The 2554-nt window shown below is 27.6% G+C and carries 3 protein-coding genes and 1 pseudogene; all 4 read left to right on the top strand.

Annotated features, from left to right (window positions below; genetic code table 11):
- Positions 1-445 (top strand): dTDP-glucose 4,6-dehydratase (locus Q0F58_RS18820; RefSeq protein ID WP_294379502.1); only part of this gene is annotated, 445 nt, incomplete at its 5' end.
- Entirely contained in the window at positions 420-1400 is a 981-nt protein-coding gene (locus Q0F58_RS18815; protein WP_294379500.1) for a glycosyltransferase, read from the top strand. The genes Q0F58_RS18820 and Q0F58_RS18815, both read left to right, overlap by 26 nt.
- Before the next feature lie 12 nt (positions 1401-1412).
- Entirely contained in the window at positions 1413-2252 is an 840-nt protein-coding gene (gene rfbD, locus Q0F58_RS18810; RefSeq protein WP_294379499.1) for a dTDP-4-dehydrorhamnose reductase, read from the top strand.
- Positions 2253-2281: 29 nt separating this feature from the next.
- Positions 2282-2554 (top strand): annotated as a pseudogene (locus Q0F58_RS18805) (hypothetical protein); the annotation flags it as partial.

Here is a 2554-nt window from a genome sequence, read left to right as displayed (position 1 = left end):
ACTTATACCATTAATGATTGCAAATGCATTAAATGATAAAGAATTACCTGTATATGGAACAGGTGAAAATGTTAGAGATTGGCTTTATGTTGAAGATCATTGCAGGGCAATAGATTTGATTATTCATAATGGAAAAGTGGGAGAAATATATAATATTGGTGGACATAATGAAAGAACAAATCTTGAAGTAGTAAAAACTATTATTAAAGAACTTGGAAAATCAGAAGATTTAATTAAATTTGTTGGAGACAGAAAAGGACATGATATGAGATATGCAATTGATCCAACTAAGATTCATAATGAACTTGGATGGCTTCCAACAACTACTTTTGATGAGGGGATTAAGAAGACAATTAAATGGTATCTTGACAATAAATCATGGTGGGAAAATATCATAAGTGGAGAATATCAGAATTATTATGAAAAAATGTATGCAAACAGATAAACCACTAGTGTCTATTTTATTAGCTGTTTATAAGCCTAATATTAAGTGGCTTATAGAACAGCTTGTTTCGTTGAATGAACAAAGTTATGAAAATTTAAATTTATTTGTTTATGATGATTGCCCTGAAGAACCAGTAGATGAAGAATTATTTGAAAAATATATAAATAATTTTGATTATAAAATAATAAGAGGTTCTGTGAATCAAGGTTCAAATAAAGCTTTTGAGGAATTAACAAAGATTGCAGATGGAGAGTATTTTGCTTATTGTGATCAGGATGATGTTTGGGAAGCTAATAAGATTTCATTAATGATGGAAAAGTTTAATGATGAAAAAGTCACACTTGTTTGTTGTGATCTTTCTATAATAGATGAAAATGGACAAAAAACTTATGAGAGTATTCGTGATATTAGGAAAAGGATTGTTTATAAGAGTGGTTATAATTTAGCTAAAGATCTACTTATAAGCAATTTTGTTACTGGATGTGCTATGATTGTTAGAAAGAAAATTGCAATGAAATCTATACCATTTCCAAATAAAATAATCCATGATAATTGGATTGCAGTTATAGCGGCGTTAAATGGAAAAATAGAAGCTTTAGATAAGAGACTAGTAAGGTATAGACAACATAATAATAATCAAACTGGAATTTTAAAGGGTATAAATGATAAGCAAACGTATTATCAGAAGAAAATAGTTGAAATTTTAGATAGAGATTTAATATTAAAGGATAGACTTAAAGATTATTATGAAGTTAAAGAATACATTGATTATTGCATAATATTGTTAAGTGCAAGAAAAGAATATTTTAAAAAGCCATCAATAGCTCAATTAAAAATAATTATAAAGCATAGCAGATACTATAGATTGTCTATTTTATTGGAGATATTTAGTCCTATTATACCAGAGTTTATATTTAGATTTATAATTGAGCTTACAAAAAAAGGTGTGCTGTAAGGAGCTGAAGAAATGATTTTAGTAACTGGTGTTAATGGACAACTTGGATATGATGTTGTTAAAGTTTTAAATAAGAGAAAAATAGAATGTTTAGGAATAGATAAGGAAGAACTTGATATAACGGATTCAGAAGCTGTAAATAAATATATAACTAAATTGAAACCAGAATGTGTTATACATTGTGCTGCATATACAGCAGTTGATAAAGCTGAAGATGATATTGAAATGTGCACAAAGGTAAATGTAAATGGAACTGAAAATATAGCGAAAGCTTGCAAAGAAATTGATTCTAAAATGATATATATTTCCACTGATTATGTTTATGATGGTAAAGGAGATAAACCATTTGAAGTGAATGGAAATATTGCACCACAATCTGTATATGGAAAAACAAAGTATGAAGGCGAATTAAAAGTAAAAGAGTTATTGAAGAAATATTTTATTGTAAGAATATCATGGGTATTTGGAATTAATGGAAATAATTTTGTTAAGACAATGATTAGGTTGGGAAAAGAAAAGGAAAGTTTGAATGTTGTTTGTGATCAGATTGGAAGTCCTACGTATACAGCAGATTTAGCTCCACTTTTATGTGATATGGCTATTTCAGAAAAATATGGAATATATAATGCAACTAATGAAGGATTTTGTTCTTGGGCAGAATTTGCAGAAGAAATAATGAAACAAGCAGGATTAAAATGCAAAATTAATCCTATCCCCACAAGTGAATATCCAAGCAAGGCTGTAAGACCTTTTAATTCTAGAATGTCTAAAAAAGCTTTAATCAATAATGGATTTACTTTAATGGAGGATTGGAGAGAAGCACTGAAAAAATATTTTAAAATATTAATGTAAAGTTTATGTATTGGAAAGTGTGGTGTTTTATGATTAACAATATTAAAATAATAACAAAATGGGGTGTCTTTATTGTATTTGTTGCAATTATAAATTTAGCTATTTTTAATATATGTAATATAGATATTGCAAATAATTTTACTTTAAGATATGTAATAAAGTCTAATCAACCTGACGAATATCAAATTTTTTACAATAATGGAGATTTGGAATGGACTGAAGAAATGGCAGTTAATATACAATACGATGAATTAAATAAAAGCGAAGAATATAAGATTGCTATGCCACTTGATACTAAAAAA

This window comes from uncultured Clostridium sp., assembly GCF_934754915.1.
Lineage (GTDB): Bacteria > Bacillota > Clostridia > Clostridiales > Clostridiaceae > Clostridium.
Note: the sequence above shows the minus strand (reverse complement) of the source record. Positions and strands in the feature narration are given on the sequence as shown.